Source organism: Acidimicrobiales bacterium (assembly GCA_035533595.1).
Taxonomy (GTDB): domain Bacteria; phylum Actinomycetota; class Acidimicrobiia; order Acidimicrobiales; family Bog-793; genus DATLTN01.
This window is the reverse complement of sequence record DATLTN010000061.1, coordinates 46,181-66,169: the sequence shown is the minus strand read 5'-3', so window position 1 is coordinate 66,169 and position 19,989 is coordinate 46,181. Positions and strand designations below refer to the sequence as shown.

General features: G+C 73.5%; 19 protein-coding genes. 11 read left to right on the top strand and 8 right to left on the bottom strand.

Features of this window, described 5'->3' with window-relative positions; genetic code table 11:
- Positions 1–3 precede the first annotated feature (3 nt).
- The 5 genes from VNF07_11715 to VNF07_11695 form a co-directional block, all read right to left on the bottom strand.
- The gene (locus VNF07_11715; GenBank protein ID HVB06902.1) at positions 4–1,953 is read right to left on the bottom strand and encodes a S9 family peptidase; all 1,950 of its coding nucleotides are present in this window, start codon (positions 1,951–1,953) and stop codon (positions 4–6) included.
- A gap of 60 nt (positions 1,954–2,013) precedes the next feature.
- Positions 2,014–3,024, bottom strand: a complete 1,011-nt coding sequence (locus VNF07_11710; protein ID HVB06901.1) for an LLM class flavin-dependent oxidoreductase — start codon at positions 3,022–3,024, stop codon at positions 2,014–2,016.
- A 30-nt stretch (positions 3,025–3,054) separates the two neighbouring features.
- A complete protein-coding gene (locus VNF07_11705) occupies positions 3,055–3,432 on the bottom strand; it encodes an FKBP-type peptidyl-prolyl cis-trans isomerase (protein ID HVB06900.1) in 378 nt (125 codons plus the stop codon).
- A gap of 67 nt (positions 3,433–3,499) precedes the next feature.
- Positions 3,500–4,360 carry an EamA family transporter gene (locus VNF07_11700; GenBank protein HVB06899.1) on the bottom strand — a complete coding sequence of 287 codons (861 nt, stop codon included), beginning with the start codon at positions 4,358–4,360 and terminating at the stop codon, positions 3,500–3,502.
- 81 nt (positions 4,361–4,441) lie between these two features.
- The gene (locus VNF07_11695) at positions 4,442–5,044 is read right to left on the bottom strand and encodes a nitroreductase family protein (protein ID HVB06898.1); all 603 of its coding nucleotides are present in this window, start codon (positions 5,042–5,044) and stop codon (positions 4,442–4,444) included.
- Positions 5,045–5,175: 131 nt separating this feature from the next.
- Between VNF07_11695 and moeB the strand changes: the two genes are divergently transcribed.
- The 5 genes from moeB (at position 5,176) to VNF07_11670 (ending at position 11,596) form a co-directional block, all read left to right on the top strand.
- Positions 5,176–6,348: a molybdopterin-synthase adenylyltransferase MoeB gene (gene moeB / locus VNF07_11690; GenBank protein HVB06897.1), complete on the top strand. Its 1,173-nt coding sequence runs from the start codon at positions 5,176–5,178 to the stop codon at positions 6,346–6,348.
- A gap of 405 nt (positions 6,349–6,753) precedes the next feature.
- Positions 6,754–7,140, top strand: a complete 387-nt coding sequence (locus VNF07_11685) for a YciI family protein (protein ID HVB06896.1) — start codon at positions 6,754–6,756, stop codon at positions 7,138–7,140.
- Positions 7,137–8,156, top strand: a complete 1,020-nt coding sequence (locus tag VNF07_11680; GenBank protein ID HVB06895.1) for a DUF6596 domain-containing protein — start codon at positions 7,137–7,139, stop codon at positions 8,154–8,156. The genes VNF07_11685 and VNF07_11680 overlap by 4 nt, the downstream gene beginning before the upstream one ends.
- 128 nt (positions 8,157–8,284) lie before the next feature.
- Complete coding sequence (locus tag VNF07_11675) at positions 8,285–9,001, top strand: ABC transporter ATP-binding protein (protein HVB06894.1); 717 nt, start codon at positions 8,285–8,287, stop codon at positions 8,999–9,001.
- A gap of 33 nt (positions 9,002–9,034) precedes the next feature.
- Complete coding sequence (locus tag VNF07_11670; GenBank protein HVB06893.1) at positions 9,035–11,596, top strand: FtsX-like permease family protein; 2,562 nt, start codon at positions 9,035–9,037, stop codon at positions 11,594–11,596.
- Positions 11,597–11,675: 79 nt separating this feature from the next.
- Here the strand turns inward: VNF07_11670 and VNF07_11665 are convergent, their stop codons facing one another.
- Entirely contained in the window at positions 11,676–12,029 is a 354-nt protein-coding gene (locus tag VNF07_11665; protein HVB06892.1) for a hypothetical protein, read from the bottom strand.
- 99 nt (positions 12,030–12,128) lie between these two features.
- On the opposite strand from VNF07_11665, the gene VNF07_11660 reads away from it, so the two are divergent.
- On the top strand, positions 12,129–12,596 hold the full coding sequence (locus tag VNF07_11660) for a GNAT family N-acetyltransferase (protein ID HVB06891.1): 468 nt from the start codon (positions 12,129–12,131) through the stop codon (positions 12,594–12,596).
- Positions 12,597–12,649: 53 nt separating this feature from the next.
- Here the strand turns inward: VNF07_11660 and VNF07_11655 are convergent, their stop codons facing one another.
- Together VNF07_11655 and VNF07_11650 are read right to left on the bottom strand one after the other, a co-directional pair.
- Entirely contained in the window at positions 12,650–13,813 is a 1,164-nt protein-coding gene (locus VNF07_11655) for a M20 family metallopeptidase (GenBank protein HVB06890.1), read from the bottom strand.
- A complete protein-coding gene (locus VNF07_11650; GenBank protein HVB06889.1) occupies positions 13,810–15,540 on the bottom strand; it encodes a biotin carboxylase N-terminal domain-containing protein in 1,731 nt (576 codons plus the stop codon). Before VNF07_11650 ends, VNF07_11655 begins: the two co-directional genes overlap by 4 nt.
- 100 nt (positions 15,541–15,640) lie before the next feature.
- Between VNF07_11650 and VNF07_11645 the strand changes: the two genes are divergently transcribed.
- The 5 genes from VNF07_11645 to VNF07_11625 are packed head-to-tail and all read left to right on the top strand — an operon-like array spanning position 15,641 to position 19,979.
- Positions 15,641–16,390, top strand: a complete 750-nt coding sequence (locus tag VNF07_11645; GenBank protein ID HVB06888.1) for a biotin--[acetyl-CoA-carboxylase] ligase — start codon at positions 15,641–15,643, stop codon at positions 16,388–16,390.
- Between the two features lie 23 nt (positions 16,391–16,413).
- Positions 16,414–17,433, top strand: coding sequence for a dTDP-glucose 4,6-dehydratase (rfbB, locus tag VNF07_11640; protein HVB06887.1), 1,020 nt, complete (start codon positions 16,414–16,416; stop codon positions 17,431–17,433).
- A complete protein-coding gene (gene rfbD, locus VNF07_11635) occupies positions 17,367–18,320 on the top strand; it encodes a dTDP-4-dehydrorhamnose reductase (protein ID HVB06886.1) in 954 nt (317 codons plus the stop codon). The genes rfbB and rfbD overlap by 67 nt, the downstream gene beginning before the upstream one ends.
- Positions 18,313–19,194, top strand: a complete 882-nt coding sequence (locus VNF07_11630; protein HVB06885.1) for a glycosyltransferase family 2 protein — start codon at positions 18,313–18,315, stop codon at positions 19,192–19,194. The genes rfbD and VNF07_11630 overlap by 8 nt, the downstream gene beginning before the upstream one ends.
- 11 nt (positions 19,195–19,205) lie before the next feature.
- A complete protein-coding gene (locus VNF07_11625) occupies positions 19,206–19,979 on the top strand; it encodes a hypothetical protein (protein HVB06884.1) in 774 nt (257 codons plus the stop codon).
- Positions 19,980–19,989: the final 10 nt, after the last annotated feature.

The following is a 19,989-nucleotide window of genomic DNA, read 5'->3' as shown; positions in this document are numbered from 1 at the left end:
CGCTCAGTGGATGAGCGTCGTGCGGTTGGCGATCGCCACCTTCGGCACCTCGTCGGCGGGGGTGAAGCCGAGCACCTGGGCGTAGAAGGAGAGCTCGGCCTCGGCGACGGCGATGATCGTCTCGGCGCGCCGAAAGCCGTGCTGCTCGCCGGGGAAGGCGAGGTAGGCGGTCGCGATCCCCCTCCTGCGGAGCGCGTCGTACATCTCCTCGGTCTGGGCCGGCGGGACGACCGCGTCCTCCATGCCCTGGAAGAAGATCACCGGGCTCGAGAGCTGCTCGGCGTGGTGGATCGGCGAGCGCTCGGCGTAGGTCTCGGCCGCGGCGGGGTAGGGGCCGACCAGCTTCTCCAGGTAGTTCGCCTCGAACTTGTGGGTGTCGCGCGCCAGCGCGCTGAGGTCCGAGACCCCGTAGTAGCTCGCCCCCGCGGCGAAGACGCGGTGGAAGGTGAGCGCGCACAGCGTCGTGAAGCCGCCGGCGCTGCCGCCGTGGATCACCAGCTTGTTGCGGTCGACGCGCCCCTCCTTCGCGAGGTGGCGGGCCGCCGCGATGCAGTCCTCGACGTCGGCGATGCCCCAGCCGCCGGCGAGCTCCTCGCGGTAGGCGCGCCCGTAGCCGGTGCTGCCCCGGTAGTCGACGTCGACGACGGCGAAGCCGCGGCTCGTCCAGAACTGGATCTTCAGGTCGAAGAGCGCGCTCGCCTGTGCGGTGGGGCCGCCATGGCTCTGCACGATGAGGGGAGGGCGGGCACCGAAGGGGCCGATGTACTCGGCGTTGCGCGGGCCGTAGAAGAGCGCGTGCGCCCGCCCGCCCCCCGTCGTCGGGAACTCGATGGCGCGCGGCACGGAGAGGTAGTCGACGGCGACGGTGGCGGCGCGGCTCTCGCGCAGCACCTGGCTGCGCCCCGACTCGGCGACGGCGACGACGGCGAGGGGGAGCGTCGGCGAGCCGCACAGGGCGACCACCCCCTCCTCGGTGGCGGCGAGCGAGTGCACCGACTTGTACTCGAGGGGAAGCGGCGAGAAGGCCCCCTTCTCGATCACCCCGAGCTCGTCGCCGCCGGGGCTCGCGCACACCGCGAGCAGCCGCCCCGTCGGCGTGAAGGCGAAGGAGGACTGGCCGAAGACCCAGTCGGGGCCGCCGAACTCGGCGGGGAGCGGGGCGAGGCCAGAGCCCTCCTCGTCGTAGAGGTTCCAGAAGCCCGAGTCGTCCGAGAGGTAGTGCAGCACCCCCTCCGGCGAGAAGCGGGGCTGGGAGATGGAGATCCCCGGCCCGCCGGCGACGAGGCGCGGCGCGACGAGGCGCAGCGCGCTGTCGAGCTCGCCGAGGTAGACGGCGCTCTCGTCCCAGGGCATGTGCGGGTCGTCCCAGGTGAGGTAGGCGAGGCGGCGGCCGTCGGGGGAGAGGCGGGGGGCGGCGTAGAAGTCGTGGCCCTCGGCGAGGACGGTGACCGGGCCGAGGCCGTCGGTGGGCACCGCGACGAGGTCGTTCTCCACCCCCGAGGCGCCGCTCACCCCCTCCATCTGGTGCCGCTCGCGCACGCAGATCACGTGCGCCCCGTCGGGGGTGACGACGGGGTCCGCGTAGCGCACGGCGCGCGCCACCGCGGGGGCCTCGGTGATCGGCCGCGGCTCGCCGCCGGGGCGCAGGCGGTAGAGGCGCTGGTCGGAGAAGTTCGAGAAGTAGAGCTCCCCGCCGTGCAGCGCGTAGCAGAGGCCCCCGTACTCGTGCACCAGGCTGCGCGCCGAGTAGCCCTCGGGGAGGAGCTCCTCCTCGGCTGTGCCGCTCAGGCTGCGCCGCATGAGCACGTTGCGCGCCCCCTCGGAGGGGCGGAGCTCGTTCCAGTAGCAGTAGCCGTCCGCCGCGAGGACCTGGGAGAGGCCGACCGCCTCCTGCACGAGCAGCTCGGCACTGATCGGGGAGCTCCAGGATCCGTACGGTGCGGTTCTCGCCATGCCCCTCCTTGTCGGGGTCAGTCTCGCACCGGCGCATCCCCCCGGCGCCGCTCCCTTCGGTCAGGCCAGGGCGGGCAGGACCTCGCCGGCGAAGCGTTCGACCGCCTCGAGCCCCTCCGCGAGGGGGGTCTCGCCGAGGAGGGGGTTGTAGACGAGGTAGTTGCAGCCGGTCGCTTCGCGCATCGCGGCGATCTGCTCGATCACGGTCTCGGGCGAGCCGATCGCCCCCCAGCCGCTCGCGACGGCCTGCGCGGCGTCCTCGGGGAGGGTGACGTTGCGCACCCGGCTGATCGTGCGCTTGGCGCCCTGCCAGTGCGAGAGGTAGTCGAGGTGGGCGAGGTGGGCGGCGAGCGCCCGGTCGGCGCGCTCGTAAGCGGTGCGGTCGTCGGCGGCGACGACGACGAAGCGCAGGAGGCCGATCTTGCGCCCGGCGAGTTCCCCCGCGGCGTGCGCGTGGTAGCTCTCGACCTGCGCGGCGACGCGTTCGAGCGAGCCCTGGAAGATCGTGTGGTAGCCCTGCGCGGCGACGAACGGGACGCTCTCGAGGTTGCTCGTCGGGTACCAGATCGGCGGGTGCGGGCGCTGCAGCGGAGCGAGCGCCATCGGGACGCGGTCGTAGCTGAAGTGCTCGCCCTCGTGGGAGAGCTCCTCCTCGCTGAGCCCGCGGAGCAGGATCGCGAGCGTCTCCTCGAAGCGGCTGCGGCTCTCCTCCATCTCGATGCCGAAGAAGTTCATCTCGACGCTCGAGACCCCCCGCCCGATGCCGAGCTCGAGGCGGCCCCCGCTCAGCTGGTCGAGCATGCAGACCTCCTCGATGAGCCGCAGCGGGTCGTAGAGGGGGAGCACGTAGCAGAGCGGGCCGAGGCGGATCCGCGAGGTCACCGTCGCCGCCGCGGCGAGCAGCAGCGCCGGCGAGGGCGCGAGTGACAGGGGCGTGCCGTGGTGCTCGGCGGCGTGGTAGCAGAAGTAGCCCGCCTCGTCGGCCGCCCTGAGGAGGGCGAGGCGGTCACGGTAGACCGCGGCGGCGTCAGCGCCGCGGCGCTCGACGTGGTCGAAGATCCCGAACTCCACTCCTGTCCCCCTTCCCGGGCTGCCCGGCGCTCAGCGCACGCCGAGCAGGTCGACCACGAACACGAGCGTCTCGTTCGGCCCGATCACGCCGCCCGCCCCGGAGGGGCCGTAGGCGAGGGAGGGCGGGATCGTGAGGCGCCGGCGGCCGCCGACGCGCATCCCCCGCACCCCCTCCTCCCAGCCCGGGATGACGTGGCCGGCCCCGAGGGGGAAGTCGAAGGGCTCGTTGCGGTCCCAAGAGGAGTCGAACTCCTTGCCGGAGGACCAGGAGACGCCCACGTAGTGGACGACGACGCTCTTGCCCGGCGTCGCCGCGTCGCCCTCGCCGACGACGAGGTCCTCGTGCTCGAGGGCGCTCGGCGGCGCGCTGTCGGGGATCGCGATCTCGGGCTTGTCGTCGTTGGCCATGGGGCCAACGTAGAGCAAAGGGCCCCCGGGCCGTCGGTGCGGCGCGGCGTGGGCGCCGCACCGCACCTCAGCGCCGGGAGCGGTTCTCGGAGATGACGAGGGCGACCGCGCCGACGACGAGGGTGCCGCCGAGGAGGGTCGCCGGCCGCACCTGCTCGGAGAGGATGAGCCAGCCGAGGAAGACGGCGATGATCGGGTTCACGTAGGCGTAGGTGCCGACGACCGAGGTCGGGAGGCGCCGCAGGGCATCGCTGTAACAGGTGAGGGCGAGGATCGAGCCCGGGCCGATCAGGTAGGCGAGGGCGAGCCAGGAGCGCAGGCTCACCGCCCCGAGGTCGAGGTGGGCGAGCTCGCCACTCGCCGCGGCGGCGCCGGCGAGCGCCACGGCGCCGGCGAGCATCTGGTAGGTGGTGGTGGTGGCGAGCGGGTGCGCCGGGTGCGGGAGGCGGCGGATGCAGAGCGAGCCGACCGCCCAGCTGAGGCTCGCGCCGAGCACCGTGACGATGCCGGCCGGGGAGGAATGGTGGCCACCGGGCGAGGCGAGCACCCCGACACCGGCGAAGCCGACGACGAGTGCGGCGAGGGTGCGCGGCGCCGGCGCGGCGCGGCTGACGAGGCGCTCGCCGGCGATCATGAACAGCGGCACGGTGGCGACGAGGAGGGCAGCGAGCCCCGACGAGATGCGGGTCTCGGCCCAGCTGACGCCGCCGTTGCCGCCGGCGAGCATCAGCACGCCGGCGAGCGCGCAGCTCGCGAGCTCGCGCCCGCTCGGCCGCGCCCGCCGCCCGACGGCGCCCGCGTCGTGCGCCCCCCGGCCCGTGACGAAGGGGAGCAGCACGAGGCCGGCGACGAAATAGCGGATCGCCGCCATCGTGAAGGGGGGAGCGGCTCGTCGGCGACGCGGATCGCGAGGTAGGTGGAGCCCCAGACGACGTAGACGACGCTGAGGGGGAGCCAGCCGGCGAGGTCCCGTCGGGCCGCGCTGCCGGCGAGCGGCGGCGCCCCGATCTCAGGTGACGTCATCGAGGTGCACCAGCCGGCGGCGCGGCCGCGCCGGACGGCTCGTCCCCGCGGCGTCGCCGTCGCGCTCGCCGATCGCGAGCGCACCGATCGCCACCCGCCCCTCGGGGACGCCGAGGCCGGCGAGGATCTCGTCGGCCTCCCCGTGGAGCTGGAAGAAGAGCCCGCCGAGGCCGGCGTCCTCGGCCGCGAGCAGGACGAGCATCGCCGCGAAGGAGGCGTCGACGATCCAGTAGGGCACCGGCCACTCGCGAGCGGGTCGGCCGCCGAGGCGCGACGAGGCCTTGTCGGGCTCGGCGTAGCGGCGGGTGTAGGCGGCGGGGTCGGCGAAGGGCACGACGACGAGCGGCGCCGCCATCAGCCCCGCGGCCTCGGGTGCCTGCTCGCGCCATTCGACTGCGGAGGCGAGCTCCCAAAACCGTGCCCGACGCTCTGCGCGCACGAGCGCGAGGAGCTCGACGCCCTGGGAGAAGCCGGCGCTCGGCGCGCTCGCGGCGAACGCGAGCAGCTGGGAGACGAGCGCCTCGTCGAGGGGGGTGGGCCGGAAACGCCGGGTCATCCGGCGGCCGTCGATCGCCTCGTGGAGCTCCATCGCGGGAACCTAGCAACTCCGCGTCGACGTCTTCGCCGGCCGTTCGGGAATTCCTGACCCGCCGGGTAGTGTTTCTTTACGCGAGCGACGCAGTGGCGCGACGCGCCGGCGCGTGAAGGGAGTGTCCAGCGGTGGCGAGCTTCAGGGACCTGTTGAACGAGGCGAAGGCCCAGATCCGAGAGGTGGACCCGGTCGAGGCCGAGGCGCACCTCGGGACGGCGACCTTCCTCGACGTGCGCGAGCCCGACGAGTTCGAGCAAGGCGCGCTGCCCGCCGCGGTGCACATCCCCCGCGGCCACCTCGAGTCCCAGGTCGAGGGGCGCCTCACCGACAAGTCGGTGCCGGTCGTCGTCTACTGCGCCGGCGGGACGCGCTCCGCCTTCGCCGCGAAGACCCTGCAGGAGCTCGGCTACGAGGACGTCGTCTCGATGGCCGGGGGCTTCAACCGCTGGAAGGACGAGGGGCGTGAGTGGTCCGCCCCGCGCGTCCTCGACGCTGACCAGCGCAACCGCTACCAGCGCCACATCCTGCTCCCCGAGGTCGGCGAGGCGGGCCAGCAGAAGCTGCTCGACTCGAAGGTCCTCCTCCTCGGCGCGGGCGGCCTCGGCTCACCCGCCGCGATGTACCTCGCGGCGGCCGGTGTCGGCACGATCGGCATCCTCGACATGGACGTCGTCGACGCCTCGAACCTGCAGCGGCAGATCCTCCACAACATGGACCGCATCGGCGAGCGCAAGGTCGACTCCGCGAAGAAGACGCTCACCGCGATGAACCCCGACGTCATCGTGCAGACCCACGACGTGCGCCTCGGGGCCGACAACATCGTCGAGCTCTTCGAGCAGTACGACCTCGTCGTCGACGGCACCGACAACTTCCCGACGCGCTACCTCGTGAACGACGCCTCGCTCGTCACCCGCACCCCGGTGGTGCACGGCTCGATCTTCCGCTTCGACGGCCAGGTCACGGTGTTCAGCCCCTACGTCGGCCCCTGCTACCGCTGCAACTACCCCGAGCCGCCGCCTCCCGAGCTCGCGCCGAGCTGCGCGGAGGCGGGGGTCCTCGGGGTGCTGTGCGGGATCATCGGCTCCCTCCAGGCGGTCGAGGCCGTGAAGATGCTGCTCGGCCTCGGCGACCCGCTCGTCGGGCGGATCCTCGCCTACGACGCGCTCGATGAGGAGTTCCGGACCTTCAAGTCCCGGCGCGACCCCGCCTGCCCGGCCTGCGGCGAGGGTGCGGAGATCGTCATCGCCGAGTACGACCAGCTCTGCATGCCGCACGTGAAGGAGCCACCGACCGCGGCGTGAAGGGCTTGGCCCGTCCTTCCTGTCTCCCTCGGGCGGGTGACGGACGATCCCAGTGATTCACCGAGGCACGATGCACCCAACGCGGCGAGCCTCAACCGGACATCCCGCGCGCACCAGGGAGAAGAAGCGCCGTTCAGCCGGCGCCGATCTCTGGGCGACGTGGTCGACGATCACGCACCCGTGGTGTGCCCCGAATCGACCGCACCGCACCCCGAACGGCGACGCGCCGGCCCGGTAGTGAGGGCAACGACGACGAGCCCGCGCGTCGGCCTCGCGCTCGGTTCGCGGAGGGCCGGCCGCCCTCGACCGGGCCACACGGCCGCGGCGAGGTCGCTGTCGATTTCGTCGCGGTTCGCCCGTCACTTCAATGCCAGACTCGAAACGCGATCCGAAAGGACGACAGCCATGCGCTACACACTCCTGCTCCACTACCCCGAGCCGAGCGCCGAGGAGCTCGCACCCGAGGCGCTCGCCGAGGCGATGCGCGCCTTCCAGGCGTACGCGAAGGCGCTCGACGACGCCGGCGTGCTCGCGAGCGCCGAGGTGCTCCAGCAGTCGAACGCGACCACCACCGTCACCCTCGTGAACGGCGAGTTCGTCGTCCAGGACGGCCCGTTCGCCGACACGAAGGAGCGCCTCGGCGGCACGTTCGTCATCGATGTCGCGGACCTCGACGCGGCGATCGAGTGGGCGCGACAGGCGCCGTCGGTCTCGTGGGGCCCCGTGGAGATCCGACCGACGGCGACCCGCTACGTGGACGGCTCGTGGCAGGGCGCACAGCCGGTCCGGTGACCGTGGACGACTCCCGCGCCGCCGCGGCACGTGCCGCGCGGGAGTCCTACGGCCGGCTGGTGGCGCTGCTCGCGGCTTCGACTCGAGACATCGCCCTTGCCGAGGACGGTCTCGCCGACGCCTTCGAGCGGGCGCTGCGCACCTGGCCGACGACCGGCGTCCCCGAGAACCCGCAGGGGTGGCTCATGACCGTTGCCCGCAACCGCATCCGCGACCTGCTCGCCTCCGCCGCCGTGCGCAGCGCAGCGCCGCTCGAGGAGCACGAGCACGGCGCCACCACGCTCGCCGACCCCGACCCCGAGGCGATCCCCGACAGGCGCCTGGAGCTGCTCTTCGCGTGCGCGCACCCGGCCATCGATCCGGCGGTGCGCACCCCGCTCATGCTGCAGGTCGTGCTCGGCTTCGACGCCGACCGCATCGCTCGCGTCTTCGGACTGCAGCCCCCGGCGATGGCACAGCGCCTCGTCCGGGCCAAGCGCCGCATCCGCGACGCGGGCATCCCGTTCCGGGTGCCGGACCGCGCCGAGCTGCCCGCGCGCCTCCCCGCGGTGCTCGAGGCCATCTACGGCGCCTACGCGATCGACTGGCTCGACCAGCACGAACGGATCCGCGAATCGATCGCCGACGAGGCGCGGTGGCTCGCGGTGCTGACCGCGAGCCTGCTCGACTCCGAGCCCGAGGCGTGGGGCCTCGCCGCCCTGCTCACCCTCGCGCAGTCCCGCGCGCCCGCCCGAACGGGTCGCCCGTGGCCCCCGCTCGACGAGCAGGACACCTCCTTGTGGGACCGCGCCCTGATCGCCGAGGGGGAGGCGCTGCTGCGGCGCGCGCACGCGCTCGGCGCCCCCCTCGGGCGCTTCCAGCTCGAGGCCGCGATCCAGTCCGCGCACTGCGATCGGGCCCGGACCGGGGCCGTCGACCGCGCGACGATCGTGCAGCTCTACCGCGGGCTCGTCGCGATCGCGCCGACGACCGGAGCGCTGCAGGCCCTCGCGGCGCTCACCGCGCCCGCCGTGTGAGGCTCGGGGGAAGCCTCGTCGGACGGTTCCCTTGACAAGCCCCTGCTCGTCTGTAGGATACTGCGTATTCTCTTACGTGTCCTACTAAACCAGTTGCCGCGCTCGCGGCGAAGGATGGTGTGCCCGGGATGAGCCTGCTCGAACTGCATCAGATCTCGAAGTCCTACGGTGAGGGTGCCACCGCCGTGCGTGCCCTCGAGGAGATCGACCTCTCGGTGGAGGAGGGCCACCTCGTCGCGGTCATGGGGCCGAGCGGCTCGGGGAAGTCGACGCTGCTCACGATCGCCGGCAGCCTCGAGGAGCCGACGAGCGGCGAGGTGCACGTCGGCGGGGCGGCGCTCTCCTCGATGTCGCGCAACGACAAGGCGCGCCTTCGCCGGCGGACGATCGGCTACGTCTTCCAGGACTTCAACCTCCTCCCGGGGCTCACCGCCGCGGAGAACGTCGCCCTCCCCCTGGAGCTCGACGGCGTCCCGGCGCGCAAGGCGCAGCAGGCGGCGATCGCGGCCCTCGAGCAGCTCGGGTTGGCCGATCGCGCCGGGCACTACCCCGATCAGCTCTCCGGGGGGGAGCGCCAGCGGGTGGCGATCGCCCGCGCCGTCGTCGGCGAGCGGAAGATCCTCCTCGCCGACGAGCCGTCGGGCGCCCTCGACTCGCTCAACAGCGAGGCGGTGATGCGGATGATCCTCGACGCGTGCAAGCGCGGCGTGGCCGCGATCGTGGTCACCCACGACGCGCACCTCGCCTCGTGGGCGGACCGGGTGATCTTCATCCGCGACGGGCGAGCCGTCGACGACATCGCCCCCGACCTTGCCGAGTCCTCCCTCGCGTCGCCCCGCGCGTAGCGCGACCGAACGCACGATTCCGAAGGAGCCCCGATGACCACCGCTGTCTTCGCACCCCTCGCCGAATCCCGCCCCGCCGATGGTGGCGCGCCGGCCCGTCGTGCCGTCGTCCGCTGGGCGTGGCGCCTCTTCCGACGCGAATGGCGTCAGCAGTTCCTGATCCTCGCCCTCATCACCGTCGCGGTCGCGGCGACGATCGTCGGCTCGTCGGTGGCGACCAACAACCCGCCGGCCAAGAGCTCGGACTTCGGCAGCGCACAGGACGCCGCCTCGTTCAGGGCCTACGACGCGCAGACGGCGACCGCGGTCGCCGGCCTCGAGCACCGCTTCGGCCGCGTCGAGCTGATCGAGAACGAGACGCAGTCGATCCCGGGATCGATCAACACCTACCAGATCCGCGCGCAGGACCCGCACGGCCCCTTCAGTGGCCCGATGCTCTCGCTCGTCTCCGGGCGCTTCCCGTCGGGCGCCGGCCAGGTCGCCGTGACGAGCGGCCTCGCGTCGGCGTTCCACCTGAGGGTGGGAGCGACGTGGCGCGTCGGCGGCGTCGAGCGCCAGGTGGTCGGCATCGTGCAGAACCCGCAGAGCCTCCTCGACGAGTTCGCGCTCGTCGCGCCCGGCCTGGTCACCGCCCCCACGGGGGTCACGGCGCTGTTCGACGCGCCGGGGGTGCCGCTCGACTCGTTCGGCAAGGGCGTGCAGGTGCAGACCCCCGCGTCGGTCGCGCAGTCCAACCCCCTGAACCCCGAGACGATCTCGCTCGCCGCGCTGGTCCTCGGGATGCTGCTGATCGCGCTCGTCTCGGTCGGTGGCTTCACGGTCCTCGCGCAGCGGCGCCTGCGCTCGATCGGGATGCTCGAATCGACCGGCGCCACGGACCGCCACGTCCGCCTGGTGATCAGCGCGAACGGCACGGTCGTCGGTGTCGTCGGCGCGGTCCTCGGCTTCGTCCTCGGGCTCGTCGCCTGGCTCGCCTACCGGCCGAGCCTGGAGCAGAGCTCGCACCACCTGATCGGCGTGCTCGCGCTGCCGTGGGTCGTCGTCGCCGCGGCGATGGCGCTCTCGGTCGTGGCCGCGTACTTCGCGGCCTCCCGCCCGGCGCGGGCGATCACCAAGGTGCCGATCGTGCAGGCGTTGTCGGGCCGCCCGGCGGCGCCCCGCCAGATCCACCGCTCCGCGCTCCCCGGCATCGTCTTCCTCGTCGCCGCCTTCCTGCTGCTCGGCTTCGCTGGCGGCACGAACCACGGCCACGGCGGCGGCAGCGCGCCGGAACTGCTCTTCGGGCTCCTGCTCCTCGTCCCGGGACTGATCCTGCTCGCCCCGTTCTTCCTGTCCCTGACCGCCCGCGTCGGTCGTCGTGCGCCGATCGCGAGCCGCCTCGCGCTGCGCGACCTCGCCCGCTACCGGGCGCGCTCGGGCTCGGCGCTCGCGGCGATCAGCGTCGGCGTGCTGGTCGCGGTGATCGTGATGCTCGCCGCGTCCTCGCGCTACGGCGACGTCTTGGACTACGCGGGCCCGAACCTCTCCTCGAGTGAGCTCGCGCTCAGCCCGAGCGCTCCGCCGGCCGGCCAGAAGGTCATGCAGATGAACGCCCAGGGCCAGCTCGTCCCGGTGAAGAACGCGCCGGTGGAGACGGCGACCCCCACGCAGCTCGCGGCGAGCGCCGGGCAGATCGCGAAGGCGCTCGGCGCCCAGCTCATCCCCCTCGAGTCGCCGAGCGCGGGGCTGACCGCGATCAACAACAACGGGGGCCGCAACTGGAACGGTGCCGTCTACGTCGCGACGCCGCAGCTGCTGCGGGCCTTCGGGGTCACCCCCTCTGAGATCGACCCGAACGCGGACGTCCTGAGCTCGCGTCCCGGCCTCTCGGGCGTCGCCTCGGGCCTCGGCCTCGTCTACGGGTCGGGTGGCAGCTCCGGGAACGGGCCCGATGGCAACTCCGGGCAGGCGCCGTGCACCGCCGCCGTCAGCTGCCTCCCGGACCCCGTCGTCCAGGAGGTCGGGGCGCTGCCGGGCGGGACATCGGCACCGAACACGCTGATCACCGAGCACGCGATGCGCGAGTTCCACCTCACGACGAGCACCTCGAACTGGTTGGTGCAGGGCTCCCAGCCGTTCACCGCCTCGCAGATCAGCAGCGCCCAGCTCACTGCGTCGACGACCCAGCTCGCGGTGGAGTCGAGGAACGACCAGCCGACCTCCTCGACGGTCATCGGCTCGGCGACGCTCTTCGGGATCATCATCGCCCTCGGTGTGCTCGGCATGTCCGTCGGGCTCGTCCGCAGCGAGACGGCGAACGACCTCCGCACGCTCGCCGCGACGGGCGCGTCGAGCTACACGCGGCGCACGCTCACTGCCGTGACGGCCGGAGCGCTCGGCTTCCTCGGGGCGCTCCTCGGGGTGGTCGGCGGCTACGTCGCGATGATCGGCTGGCTGCGGAGCGACTCGCTGAACGGAGGGATCGCCGCGCTCAGGAACGTTCCCGTCGCGGATCTCGTCTTCCTGCTGCTCGCCATGCCGGCGTTCGCGGCGATCGTCGGCTGGCTCTTCGCCGGGCGCGAGCCGGCGGCGATCGCGCACCAGGCGATCGAATGAGGTGAGCTCCCCTCCGGGGGCGCGCAGGCCCGCGCGATGACCCAGCCGCAGGCGGGGGCTCGAGCTACGTCGAGTGGAGTCAGGCGGTCGAGATCGACCCGGTGTAGCTGGCCGCGACGCTCTTCGGCACGACCATGCTCCACGCCTCCAGCACGAGGGCGCGCAGCTCCGCGAGGTCGATGGCGTCGAGGCGCACCTCGACCCATTGGTAACGGAGGTCCGACTTTCCGGGCATCAGGAACTTGTGCGGTTGCGACGCGACGAGCAGCTCGCGCTCTCCTCGCGGGAAGGCGAAGCCCATCACGCTCTCGTCGCGCGAGAAGGCGAGGTAGACGAGGCGGCCGACGCGGAACTTCACGCGGTCGCGCACCACGGCCTCGTACGAGCGCGGCAGCTCGCAGGCGATGCGCCGCACCTCCTCGACGGTCACCACGGCGCGAGCTTTCCACCTCCGCTGCGCCTCCCCGCCCCGGCACGCGGGTGCCGGGGCGGGGAGGTGTCGTCGCGGCCGCGCGGCTGCGACGATGGGCCGGTGAGCGAGGTCTCCCACCAGAAGCTCGTCCCCGAGGACGCGGGGGAGGTGCTGACGCTCCAGCGCGCCGCGTTTCTCGCCGAGGCGCAGCTGTACCGGACGACGGACATCCCTCCGCTGCTCGAGTCGTTCGACGAGCTGCGCGCGGAGATCGAGGCGACCTACTCACTCGGCGCCTTCCGGGGCTCACGGCTCGTCGGCGCGCTCCGCCTCACCGTCGACGGCCCGGTCGGCTGGATCAGCCGGGTGGCGGTCGCCCCTGACCAGCAGGGTCAGGGGATCGCCTCCGGCCTGCTCCGTGCCATCGAGGCGGCCGCTCCGCCGAGCGTGCAGGAGTTTCGACTCGCCGCGGGAGCAAAGAGCGAGGCCAACCGCTCGATGTACGAGCGCCGCGGCTACCGCGAGCTCTCACGGATGGTCGACTCCGCCGGCATCCAGCTGGTCGTCATGGGAAAGGCGCGGGGCTAGGGACCACCCGCGAGCGCCGCCCGCCCGCCGAGGAGCGGGAGCGGCCGCCGCGCTCAGTGCTGGTAGGCGCGCTCGCCGAGGCGGCTGCGCTCACCCTCGTCGGAGGCGAGGTCGATCGCCGTCCAGGCCATCGCGAGCGCGCCGTCGAGGGCCGCCTTGTCGGCGACCGGCGTCGCGCAGTGCGCGGCGAAGGTCGCCTGGTGGTTGACCGCCGGCAGCGAGTCGAGGCCGAGGGTGGGGTGGATCGCCGGCATCACCAGCGAGACGTTCGCCATGTCGGTCGAGGCGGTGACCGCCCGCGAGGGCGGCGGCGGGAAGACCCGTCCGAGCGCCTCGGCGTTCGCGCGGTACAGCCCCGCCATCACCTCGTCGAGCACGAACTCCGAGTAGGCGGGGGACTGCTCGGTGATCTCCACCTCGGTCCCGGTAGCGATCGCGCCCGCCTTGAAGCAGTCGAGGATGCGCGGCTGCCACTCGGCGAGGCGGGCGAGGTTCGCCGAGCGGACGTAGAACTTCGCCTCGGCGCGGTTGGGGACGATGTTCGGAGCCGCCCCGCCGTAGGTGACGATGCCGTGCACCTGGTCGCCGGGGTAGGCGTGCTGGCGGAGGAGGCCGACCGCCACCTGCGCCACGGTGAGGGCGTCCGCGGCGTTGCGGCCGAGCTCGGGGTAGGCCGAGGCGTGCGCCTCGGCCCCGGTGACCAGGACGTCGAAGTGGGCGACGGCGAGGCAGGGCATCTGGATCAGCTCGCCCGGCCAGGGGTGGACCATCATCGAGGCGTGGAGGCCGTCGAAGCCGCCGCGCTCGAGCATCAGGATCTTCCCGCCCCCACCCTCCTCGGCGGGCGTGCCGAGGACGCGGACGGTGAGGCCGAGGTCGTCGGCCACCCCGGCGAGCGCCCGCCCGGCGCCGACCGCCGCGGCGGCGATCACGTTGTGGCCGCAGGCGTGGCCGATGTCGGGGAGGGCGTCGTACTCACAGCAGATGCCGATCTGCAGCGGGCCGGAGCCGATCGAGGCCGAGAAGGCGGTCTCGAGGCCGCAGATCCCCTGCTCGACGGTGAAGCCGGCGTCGGAGAGCGCGCCCGAGCACCAGCCCGCAGCCAGCTCCTCCTCGAAGGCGAGCTCGGGGTGGCCGTGGATCTCGTGCGAGAGGGCGACGATCTCCTCCGCCGCGGCGTGCAGCGCGGCTTCGGCGGCCTGCCTGGCCCCGCTCACTGCACGAGGGCGATCACGTCGCCCGGGCCGAGGGTCGATCCGAGCTCGACGCGCAACGAGGTGACGATGCCGGACGCGCTGGTGCGGATGGGGTTCTCCATCTTCATCGCCTCGAGGACGCAGATCGTGTCGCCCGCCTGCACGCTATCCCCCTCGGCCACGAGGACTTTCACGATCGTGCCCTGCATCGGCGCGGCGACCGTGCCGTCGCCCTCGACGGTGCCGACGCTGCGCGGCGCCCGCCGCGCCGCCTTCTGGCCGGCGGGACCTTCGGGGACGTAGAGGCGGACACGGTGGCGGCGTCCGTCGACCTCCGCGTCGACGCTGCGCAGCACGCGCCCGTCCTCGTCGCGGCTGCCCTCGGCGTCGGGGTGGACGACGTTGGACCAGTCGATCTCGTGCTCGACGAGGCGCGTCGAGTGGGTCCCCTCGATGAAGGCCGGGGCCGAGAGGATGGCGCGCGCCGCGGGCACCGTCGTCGGGACCCCGGTGATGAGGGTCTCGTCGAGGCAGCGCAGCATCCGCCGGCGGGCGTCCTCGCGGTCGGTGCCCCAGACCGTGAGCTTGCCGATGAGGTTGTCGTAGTGGGGGCTCACGGTGTCGCCGGCCTCGTAGCCGGCGTCCAGGCGGACGCCGAAACCGTCGGGGCGGCTGAAGGCCGAGATCCGCCCCGGCGTCGGCAGGAACTCGCCCCGCGAGGGGTCCTCGGCGTTCAGGCGGCACTCGATGGCGTGGCCCCGCGGCGAGACGTCGCCCTGCGCGAGGCCGAGGGGCTCGCCGGCGGCGACCCGCAGCTGCAGGGCGACGAGGTCGATGCCGGTGACGAGCTCGGTGACGGGGTGCTCCACCTGCAGCCGGGTGTTCATCTCGAGGAAGTAGAACTCGCCCGAGTCGAAGAGGAACTCGACGGTGCCCGCGCCCTCGTAGCGGCACGCCGCGCCGAGGCGCACCGCCGCCCCGCCCATCGCGGCGCGCGTCGCCTCGTCGAAGTGCGCGGCGGGGCTCTCCTCGACGAGCTTCTGGTGGCGCCGCTGGGCGGTGCAGTCCCGCTCGCCCAGCCAGATCAGGTTGCCGAGGCGGTCGCCGAAGATCTGCATCTCGATGTGGCGCGGGGTGCTCAGGTAGCGCTCCAGGTAGACCTCGTCGCGCCCGAAGGCCCCCATCGCCTCCCGGCGCGCGGAGGCGAGGGCCTCCTCGGCCCCGCCGGGCCCCTCGACGACCTTCATGCCGCGCCCGCCGCCGCCGTAGGAGGCCTTGATCGCCACCGGCCAGCCGAACTCCTCGCCGAAGGCCACGACCTCGTCGAGCGTCTCGACCGCCGCCGTCGTGCCCGGGACGCTGCGCACGCCGGCGCGCTCGGCGGCCTCGCGGGCCGCGACCTTCGAGCCCATCAGCTCGATCGTCTCGGGCTTCGGGCCGATGAAGGCCATCCCCGCCTCGTGTACGGCGCGCGCGAACGCGGCGTTCTCGGCGAGGAAGCCGTAGCCGGGGTGGACCGCCTCGGCGCCGACCCGCACGCCGAGCGCGACGATCGCCTCGATGTCGAGGTAGCCCGCCGTCGCGCGCTCGGAGTCGATCCGGTAGGCCTCGTCGGCGCGCCGCACGTGCAGCGCGTCGAAGTCGGCGTCGGTGTAGCAGGCGATGGCGCGCACGCCGAGCTCGCGACAGCTGCGGGTGACGCGCAGCGCGATCTCCCCGCGGTTCGCGATGAGGACTCGGTCGAACATCTCCTCTTCCTCGGCCTACCCTGCGTCGAGCCGGTGGCCGTCGCGGGAGCACCCCGCCGCCCGAGGAGGCTACTGAACGACGGCACGTCCCTGGGAGCTCATCCACCTCACCGTGGTCGACTCGACGAACCGCTACGCCGCCGAGGCGGCGCGCGCCGGCGCGGCGGAGGGCCTCGTCGTCGTCGCCGACCGCCAGGAGGAGGGGCGCGGCCGCCTCGGCCGCAGCTGGGTGGCGCCGCCGGGCTCGGCCCTGCTCTGCTCGCTGCTGCTCCGCCCCGAGCTCCCGGTGGAGGAGCTCGCGCTCCTCGGCCTCGCGGCGGCGCTCGCCGGGCAGGCCGCGGTCGCCCACCTCGGGGGCGCGGCGCTCGCCGTGAAATGGCCGAACGACCTCCTCGTCGGGGAGAAGAAGGTCGCCGGCATCCTCGCCGAGGTCGTCCCCGGCGACGGGCCGGCGCGCCCCGCGGTGGTCGTCGGGATCGGGGTGAACCTCGCCTGGCCCGCGGCCTTCGACCCGCGGCATGAGGCGGCGGGGCTCCTCGCGCAGGCGACGACGCTCGCCGCGAGCGGGGCGCCGCTCGGGCGCGACGAGCTGCTCGCTGCGCTGCTCGACGAGTTCGGCGAGCGCTACGGGGCGCTCGTCGCCGACGGCGCCGGCGGGCTCCTCGCGGACTACCGGACACGCTGTGCGACGATCGGCCAGCGGGTGCGGGTGAGCGAGGCCGCGGGGGAGTGGGAGGGCCTCGCCGAGGGCGTGGACGGCCGGGGGCGGCTCCTCGTGCGCCGCGGCGACGCCCTGCGGAGCCTCGACGCCGCCGACGTCGTCCACCTGCGCGCCGCCGTGGAGGGCTGAGGCGCGCAAGTAGCCTCTCACCCATGCGTCTCCTCGTCACCGGCGGTGCCGGCTTCATCGGGTCGAACTTCGTCCGCTACTGGGCGAGCGAGCACCCCGACGACCGCGTCGTCGTGCTCGACGCCCTCACCTACGCCGGCAACAGGGCGAACCTGGAGGGCGTCGAGGGCAAGGGAGCGGTGAGCTTCGTGCGCGGCGACATCGCCAACCAGGAGCTCGTCGAGCACCTCCTCGAGTCCGAGGCGATCACGACGGTGGTGAACTTCGCCGCCGAGTCCCACAACAGCCTCGCGATCCTCGACCCGGCGCGCTTTTTCCGCACCAACGTCCTCGGCACCCAGGCGCTCTGCGACGCGGCGCGCAAGGTCGGCGTCGAGCGCTTCCACCACATCTCGACCTGTGAGGTCTACGGGGACCTCGCCCTCGACAGCGACGAGTCCTTCAACGAGGAGTCCCCCTACCGGCCGCGCACCCCCTACAACGCCTCCAAGGCCGGCTCGGACCACGTCGTGCGCTCCTACGGGGAGACCTTCGGCCTCGAGGCGACGATCACCAACTGCTGCAACAACTACGGCCCGTACCAGTTCCCCGAGAAGGTGATCCCGCTCTTCAGCGCGCTCGCGCTCTCGGACTCGCCGCTCACCCTCTACGCCTCGACGGAGAACCGCCGCGAGTGGCTGCACGTGCGCGACCACTGCCGCGCCGTCGAGCTCGTGCTCCTCGACGGCGCGGCCGGCGAGACCTACCACGTCGGCTCCGGCGAGGAGGCGAGCATCATGGAGATCGCCGACGGCGTGCTCGCGGCGACCGGCCGCGACGCCTCGCTGAAGACGATCGTCCCCGACCGCCCCGGCCACGATCGCCGCTACCTCCTCGACTCGAGCAAGATCCGCCGCGAGCTCGGCTGGGCGCCGACGGTCACCTTCGAGCAGGGGCTCGCCGAGACCGTCGCCTGGTACGCGGCCAACGAGACCTGGTGGCGACCGCTCATCGGCCGCTCGCCGGTCGCCGAGGGCAGCTGGCAGGGCTCGGGGGCGAGCTGAGCGCGGTCCGCGTCCTGGTCACCGGCGCCTCCGGACAGCTCGGCGCCGAGGTCGTCGAGGAGCTGGCGCGGCGCTCGGGCGCGGCGCGGCGCGGCGGCGGGCTGGACGTGCTCGCCGCCGACCACGCGCACCTCGACGTCACCGACCGCGACGCGGTGCTCGGCGTCCTCGACACCTTCGCGCCCGACGTCGTCATCCACTCCGCCGCCTTCACCGCGGTCGACGAGTGCGAGCGCGAGCCGGGGCGTGCCTTCGCGGTGAACGCGCTCGGCACCCGCCACGTGGCCGAGGGCTGCCGCCTCGCCGGTGCGCACCTCACCTACGTCTCGACCGACTACGTCTTCGACGGCGAGAAGGCGACCGCCTACTGCGAGTGGGACCTGCCGAACCCGCGCTCGGTGTACGGCGCCTCCAAGCTCGGAGGCGAGCGCGAGCTCGGCGCGGAGGCGACGATCGTCCGCACCTCCTGGGTCTGCGGCAGCCGCGGGGCGAACATCGTGAAGACCGCGCTCCGGCTCCTCGGCGCGGGCGTCGCCCCGCTGCGCTTCGTGGACGACCAGCGCGGCAGCCCGACGATCGCCTCGGACCTCGCCGTCGCGCTCTGCGACCTCGCGCTGGCGCGCCGCCCCGGCCTCTTCCACGTCACCAACAGCGGCGCGACGAGCTGGTACGGCTTCGTGCGCGCCGTCGCCCGCTTCGCCGGCTACCCCGAGGGCCGCGTCGAGCCGATCACCACCGCCGAGCTCGACCCGCCCCGCCCCGCGCCGCGACCGGCCAACTCGGTCCTCGAGAACGCGGCCCTCGTCGCCTCCGGCCTCGCCCTCCTTCCCCCCTGGGAGGAGTCGACGGAGCGCCTCGTCGCCCTCCTCGGAGCCTCCCGTGGCTGAGGGGGCGGCCGTCGCCGCGGTGGTCGTCAACCGGGACGGGGGGGACTCCCTCCTCGGCTGTGTCGAGAGCCTGCGCGCCGCCGGCGTCGAGCAAGTCGTGGTGGTCGACAACGCCTCCTCGGACGGCTCGCCGGCGCGCCTCGTCGCCGCCGACCCGGCGGCGCGCCTCGTGCCGACGGGCGAGAACCTCGGCTACGGGCGCGCCGCGAACCGCGGCGCGGCCCGCACCGAGGCCCCCTACCTGCTCGTCTGCAACCCCGACCTCGTCGCTCACGCCGACGCGGTGAAGGTGCTCGTGGCCGAGCTCGAGCAGCGCCCGGAGGTCGCGGCGGTCGGCCCGAAGATCCTCGACGTGCACGGCGCCGTCTACCCCTCGGCGCGCGCCATCCCGAGCCTCGTCACCGGCGCGGGGCACGCGCTCCTCGCCCCCTTCTTCCCCGACAACCCCTGGACGCGCTCCTACCGCCTCGCGGAGGCGGACCCCGGCAGTGGGCGCGAGGTCGACTGGGTCTCGGGCGCCTTCCTCCTGCTGCGGCGCGTCGCCTTCGAGAGCGTCGGCGGCTTCGACGAGCGCTACTTCATGTACGTCGAGGACCTCGACCTCTGCTGGCGCCTCGGGCGCGCCGGCTGGAAGGTCCGCTACGCCCCCGAGGCGGTGATCGTGCACGAGCAGGGCCAGTCGGCGGCCCGCCATCCGCTGCGCATGCTCGCCGCCCACCACCGCTCCACGTGGCGCTTCGAGTGCCGCCACGCCCGCGGCCTCGAGCGGGCCCTGCTGCCCGTGATCGGCCTCGCGTTGCTGGCGCGACTCGGGGTCACCGGGGTGCGTGAGCTGGCCCGCGGGCGGACGGAGCGGCCGGAGAGGCAGGGCTAAGCTCCGCGGCAATGACACGGGGAAGCTTCAGCCGTTCGGTCGCGCGCGCCGCCGCGGCGGGTGGCGGCAAGGCCTACCGGGCCCGCCGCCCCTACGCCTGGTACGGGGTGCTGGCCCTCATCTGCGTGGTCGGGATCGGCCTCATCGTCTACAGCCGCCACGAGCGCCTGCACCCCGTCACCGAGGGGCCGCAGGCCGCGGACCACTGGAAGGCCGCGCTCGCCGTCGACCTCTGTGGGAAGCTGCAGCCGCCCCTCGCGGCGAACCCCACCCTCGCGACCGGGCTGCGCACCTTCGGCGACGGGCTGATCGACATCGACCCCGCGGCCGCGACCACCCCCGCGAACTTCGAGGGCAAGAAGGCCACGCTCGGGCTGTTCGTGAAGAACTACCCAGGCCTCACCCTCACCGCCACCTCGGTGAAGATGCCCGGCAAGGGCCAGACCCTCTACGCGAACGGCGCGAAGTGCGGGAAGACCGTCGGCCAGCTGCAGACCAAGGTGTGGCCCTCGCCGACGGCCACCGGCCACCTGCTGTCGGGCAACCCGGGCGCGCTCCACCTCACCAACGGCGAGATGATCACCGTCGCCTTCGTGCCGAGCGGCGCGAGCATCCCCAAGCCCTCCTCCGCGGTGCGCGCCGCGCTCGTCACCTTCCTCGGCGGCGGCAGCTCGGCGTCGCCCTCGACGAGCACCTCCTCGACCAGCACCTCCTCGACGTCGACCACCGCGCCGAAGGCGACGACCACGACCTCCGCGAAGTCGAAGTCGACGACCACGACGTGACGGCGGCGGG